The sequence below is a fragment of the Paracoccus sp. UBA5162 genome (assembly GCF_002413585.1).
Taxonomy (GTDB): domain Bacteria; phylum Pseudomonadota; class Alphaproteobacteria; order Rhodobacterales; family Rhodobacteraceae; genus Paracoccus.
The window spans coordinates 22,860-27,764 of the sequence record NZ_DHXG01000015.1 but is presented as its reverse complement, the minus strand read 5'-3'; the positions used below and the strand labels follow the sequence as shown (position 1 = coordinate 27,764).

The following is a 4,905-nucleotide window of genomic DNA, read 5'->3' as shown; positions in this document are numbered from 1 at the left end:
GAAAGCGGGGATGGCGGGCGCGGCAGCGCTCGTCCTCGACGAGTTGCAGCTCTTCGGACATAGACCGTTTGCCGACGAACCCGATCCGCGGCCACTCCCAGACGCCGGAACCGTCGAAGGCGCGATCGCGGATATCTTCGACGCCATGGTCGTCGCTCTCGGCGACACCCGGCTCGAACCCGATCTCGAAGACCTGCTCTGGTCGACCACCAACGTCTTCCACCGCATGGCGACCCGCATCGACCGCAAGCTCGACGACAACGAACAGGCGCAGCGGCGTGCGCAGCGCAGCCAGGACGGGTCCGAGGTCCGCTCGGTCGAACTGGAACGCCTGATCGCAGAAGGGCTGACGCTCACCGAACAGCGCAACGCCTATGACGGCATGCGTGATCTCGCTGCCGAGCAATTCGAGGCGCATCTCGGCCTGACCTGGCACCCGCGTTCCGGCAGCCACATCAGTCGCAAGCACATGACCGCCGCGATGATCGACAGCCGCGACTATCTCAACGCCAAGCGCAAGACCGAACTCGAACCGCTCATCCCAACGGGCACCAAGATCGCCTTCACCGGCGGGCAGGACGTGAATGACACCGGAGCTATCTGGGCCGCGCTCGACAAGGTCCGCACCAAGCACGACGACATGGTGCTGCTGCATGGCGGTTCTCCCAAGGGTGCCGAACGCATCGCGGCCTGCTGGGCCGACAATCGCAAATGCCAACAGATCGTCTTCAAGCCGGACTGGACCCGCCACGGCAAGGCCGCGCCGTTCAAGCGGAATGATCTACTCTTGGAAACCTTACCAATCGGACTGATCGTGTTTCCCGGCTCGGGGATCACCGACAATCTCGCCGACAAGGCCAAGGTGCTCGGCATCCCGCTATACGATTTCCGCAGCGCGAAAGGCGAGTCATCATGACCCGTGATGCGCATATCGCATCGCGTTGCGCTCAGCGGGAATATTCCGTGAACACCGCAGATATGCTATGTTCCAGCAGCGCCGTGGCGGTGGTGGAGGCGCAGCCCATAAGAGGAATCCGCCCATGTTCGTATCCGCATTTCTAAGTGTTATCGGCCTCGGTTTCCTCGTCTGGATGCTGTTCGCACTGGCCGTCTACGCGCTGCCCGCCTTCGTCGGCGTAAGCGTCGGCATGTATGTCTACGACACCGAAGCGGGCGTGATCGCGGCATTGGTGGCTGGTATGTTTGCCGCCGTCTTCACCTATCTCATCGGCCAGATCATCTTCGCCAAGGTCCAGTCCATCCCCATTCGTTTGGCCATCGGTGCGCTCTTCGCTGCCCCTGCCGGCGTCGCCGGGTTCTCTGCGATCAAGGGCCTGTCGCAGATCGGCGGCGCTTCCGAAGGCTGGACACTGGCCTTCGCGATCATCGGCGGGATCGTCACCGCTGGCACCGCCTGGGTGCGGATCGCAAGCCTCGCCGGCCCCATCGGCGAGGATGATGGGCAGCAAACAGACGCCATGCAGGCGAGTTCGTTCGCGAACGATCGCTGAAACCACGCCGCCAAAGACCATGCAGCATCACGGTATAGAGCGAGGCACGTTGAAGCTCGAATATGGGTGTTCGGCCGAGCGCGTCTGATCTCGTTCGAGCGCCCCGACCGAACACAGCACATATCGAACACCGCCAAGCCTCAGTGGGAGGGAACATTCTCGCATCGCCGGGAGAGCTTGGCGATGAACATGCTCTGCGCCGTTCTGCACGCCAGAGCCTGTCTTTCTCCGATCGACATTGCCGATGGATTGCCCGGTTCGAGGGTGGCGGTCATTTCTCGTTCCATGCCCTCGTCACCCGCGTCCGTCACGGCCTCTCATTGGGCTGATCTGACCGGGATCGGCTGACGCCTCGACCGCCTCAGCCGCAACGCCGGGTTTCCCCCGTCCCCAACCGCGCATGTCCTTGCGTCTCGTACTGCCACTTCAATTTTTTTGCTTGCGCTTCGCGTAGTTGCCACAAACCTTCTGCCCACATAGGTCAAGCTGGCACCAGTTGTTTGACGCTCAAAGACTGAGATGCCGAGAAATTCTTCGACTTTGTGTACCCGACGAGAAACAGCGGATTGACCTATACCAAGCTTCTGCCCTGCTTTGCGAAAGCTACCCGCGGCAGCCACAACGCGAAGTATTTCCAGATCACGCAGATCAATGCCGATCACCGGAATTTCTCCTTAGTTCGCAATCGACTGCCTTCAGCTTGAGAGAGCTGAAAGAGCTTTTGGCAACATGGAAGCCAAAACCGCTTAACATCAAATCAGACGCTGATGTTCGCAAAGGCGGCTTTTGCTGCAGTAACGGCGTTCATCGCAGCGGGAACGCCAGCATAAACCGATACTTGCAGGACGATTTCGACGATTTCTTCTCGCGTCACGCCCGTATTCATCGCGGCTCTTATATGGAACTCAAGCTGCCCCTGAGCGGTGCCCATGGCCGCCAGCATGGCAACGGTGAGCATTTCACGCGTGCGTAGATCAATTCCATCACGGCTGACGATATCGGAGAAGGCATAGCCCAGAATGAGTTCTGCTGCCTCGGGCGAAAAGGCATCAAGATTGGCCTGGACCCGGTTCGGTGCACCCGGCTCAAGCCGTTCAAGCAGGCCCATGGCGGATGCGAGAGGCTCTCTTTCCCGGCTCATGCGTTCACCCCTTTCATGCCTTCGACGGTGTAGCGTTCGCCTGAAGCGGCACCGGGCGGGACCAGGCGGTTGAGGTCGTCGAGATCTTCGCGCGTCAGTTCGACAGAAAGTGCGCCAACATTCTGTTCGAGGTATTTCGAGCGTTTGGTTCCTGGGATGGGAACCATCGAGACGCCATGCTCTTTCCCTTGTGCGATCACCCATGCAAGAGCGACCTGTGCTGGGGTGCAGCCTTTGTCCGACGCCATCGCCTGAACCGCTTGCACGATGAACAGGTTGCGATTGATGCTTTCGTCCGCGAAACGCGGATTGGAACGGCGGAAATCATTGTCGGCCAAGCCATCGGTCGAGCTCATCGCGCCCGTCAGGAATCCACGACCCAAGGGCGAATATGGCACAAATCCAATCCCCATCTCGCGGCAGGTGTCGAAGACTCCGTCTTCGGGATCGCGCGTCCACAGCGAATACTCCGATTGAAGCGCCGTAATCTGATGAACCGCATTAGCCCGGCGAAGCGTTGTGGGACTGGCTTCGCAGATCCCGATGTGCCTGATCTTGCCCTCATCCACGAGCTGCGACAGTGCCTCCATCACTTCTTCAATCGGCCGTTCTTTCTCGATCCGGTGGATATAGTAGAGATCGATTGTCTCGACCCCGAGACGCTTGAGCGACTTTTCGCAAGCTTCACGAATGTAAGCGGGATCGTTGGAGATGCCGCGCGCGTAGGCACCAGGTTCTCGGCGGATGCCGAACTTCGTGGCGATCGTCACGGCATCGCTTCCGCGTTCGGCAATCAGGCGGCCGATCAATTCTTCGTTGTGACCGAGGCCATATGTCTCAGCTGTATCAAGAAAGCTCACGCCAAGGTCGATGGCCCGATTGAGCGTCGCTAAAGACTGCTCGTCGTCGCGGGGGCCGTAGAATTCACTCATGCCCATACAGCCGAGACCGAGGGCGGAGACGGTCAATGGGTTTTCGGCAGACCCAAGCTGAACTGTCGAAATCGATGTTGATTCTGGTGTCATTGGTGATGCTCGCTCCATATCCTGTGGTTTATCCAAACCTAGACCTGCATGATGTGGACTTGTAGAGAACCCAATGCATCCCTATGCTGCAAATATGCAGCACTCTGACTGGAACACCATTCGGGATTTTCTAGCGGTCGCGCGAGGCGGTAGCCTCAATCAGGCCGCCAACACACTGGGTGTCAATGCAACCACCGTTGGCAGACGCGTAGAGTCATTAGAGGCAGCCTTGGGTGTACGCCTCTTCCAAAGGGCGCAAACAGGATTCGTTCTCACCGACGAAGGTCGCGATCTTGTCGATCGCGCCGAGAAGGTTGAGGATGCCGCACTGGCGTTCGAGCGCCGCGCTGAGCCTACTGATACAGTAAGCGGTCACGTTCGACTGGCGACAGCCGAAAACCTCGCCAACTTTATCATCCTCCCAGCGTTGAGTTCGCTGCGCAGAAAGCACCCCAATCTAGTGGTTGAGGTCTTGACCGACATTCAATCCGCCAACCTTCATCGACGGGAAGCGGACCTCGCGCTTCGGTTGGTCCGCCCAACCCAGGGCAACGTCACGATCAAACGGTTGGGTGAAATGCGCTATGGCCTCTACGCATCGTCCGAGTATCTCTCTCAACAGGGCGGTACTGAAGTTAGGAGCGACGCGGGCCGTCTTGATACGGATCACTTCATCGCGTGGTCGGATAGCTACCAGGACCTTCCGGCAGCAAAATGGGTTGAACGAACACTTCAGGGCAGAAGTCCGGCACTTGTCGTAACCAGTCTCTATGCACAGCTAGTCGCCGCTCGCGAGAGTCTTGGGATGGCGGTCTTGCCGTGCTTTCTAGCGGCGAACGAGCCCTCCCTGCGCCACGTGCCAAGTGAGGCGGATACCATCAAACAAGACCTATGGCTTGTCCTGCACTCAGACTTGGTCGCATCGGCCCGGGTCAGAGCGGTTGCTGACTTTGTGGAAGAGATCGTGAGCAACAGCATTGGACAACTCTCGAAATTCAGCGAGAAACATTGAAGAGTTTTGCCGAGGTGACCTGAGGCTGCGCATTTATGAGCCGCGACGCGAACCTCTGTGATGGCAGGCATCGAACACTGTGGTTACCTTCATGCATCTTCTGCGAAAGTCTGCTCCAAAAGTGCCAAGTAAGCAGCGCGTAAGCAGGTGTTACCGAAGCTGCCCAATTCTATCTATATGATTTTATTGAAGAAATGGCGCACCCGACAGGATTCG

Annotated in this window: 7 protein-coding genes; 4 read left to right on the top strand and 3 right to left on the bottom strand. The window is 58.5% G+C overall.

Features of this window, described 5'->3' with window-relative positions; translation table 11 throughout:
- Window positions 1-10 precede the first annotated feature (10 nt).
- Window positions 11-916 (top strand): DUF2493 domain-containing protein, encoded by a 906-nt coding sequence (locus tag B4A72_RS01840; RefSeq protein ID WP_292978004.1) that lies wholly within the window; start codon window positions 11-13, stop codon window positions 914-916.
- Window positions 917-1,040: 124 nt separating this feature from the next.
- Window positions 1,041-1,511 carry a hypothetical protein gene (locus B4A72_RS01835; protein WP_292978003.1) on the top strand — a complete coding sequence of 157 codons (471 nt, stop codon included), beginning with the start codon at window positions 1,041-1,043 and terminating at the stop codon, window positions 1,509-1,511.
- 317 nt (window positions 1,512-1,828) lie between these two features.
- Here B4A72_RS01835 and B4A72_RS16155 read toward each other — a convergent pair whose 3' ends face one another.
- Window positions 1,829-2,131, bottom strand: coding sequence for a LysR family transcriptional regulator (locus B4A72_RS16155; protein ID WP_414692482.1), 303 nt, complete (start codon window positions 2,129-2,131; stop codon window positions 1,829-1,831).
- On the opposite strand from B4A72_RS16155, the gene B4A72_RS01830 reads away from it, so the two are divergent.
- Complete coding sequence (locus tag B4A72_RS01830; RefSeq protein ID WP_292978002.1) at window positions 2,078-2,215, top strand: hypothetical protein; 138 nt, start codon at window positions 2,078-2,080, stop codon at window positions 2,213-2,215. The genes B4A72_RS16155 and B4A72_RS01830 overlap by 54 nt on opposite strands.
- Before the next feature lie 53 nt (window positions 2,216-2,268).
- Here the strand turns inward: B4A72_RS01830 and B4A72_RS01825 are convergent, their stop codons facing one another.
- Entirely contained in the window at window positions 2,269-2,619 is a 351-nt protein-coding gene (locus B4A72_RS01825; RefSeq protein WP_172841148.1) for a carboxymuconolactone decarboxylase family protein, read from the bottom strand.
- A 29-nt stretch (window positions 2,620-2,648) separates the two neighbouring features.
- Entirely contained in the window at window positions 2,649-3,677 is a 1,029-nt protein-coding gene (locus tag B4A72_RS01820; protein WP_292978001.1) for an aldo/keto reductase, read from the bottom strand.
- A gap of 73 nt (window positions 3,678-3,750) precedes the next feature.
- Here B4A72_RS01820 and B4A72_RS01815 point away from each other — a divergent pair, with 73 nt between their 5' ends.
- Window positions 3,751-4,689 (top strand): LysR family transcriptional regulator, encoded by a 939-nt coding sequence (locus tag B4A72_RS01815; protein WP_292950745.1) that lies wholly within the window; start codon window positions 3,751-3,753, stop codon window positions 4,687-4,689.
- The last annotated feature ends 216 nt before the right edge of the window (window positions 4,690-4,905 follow it).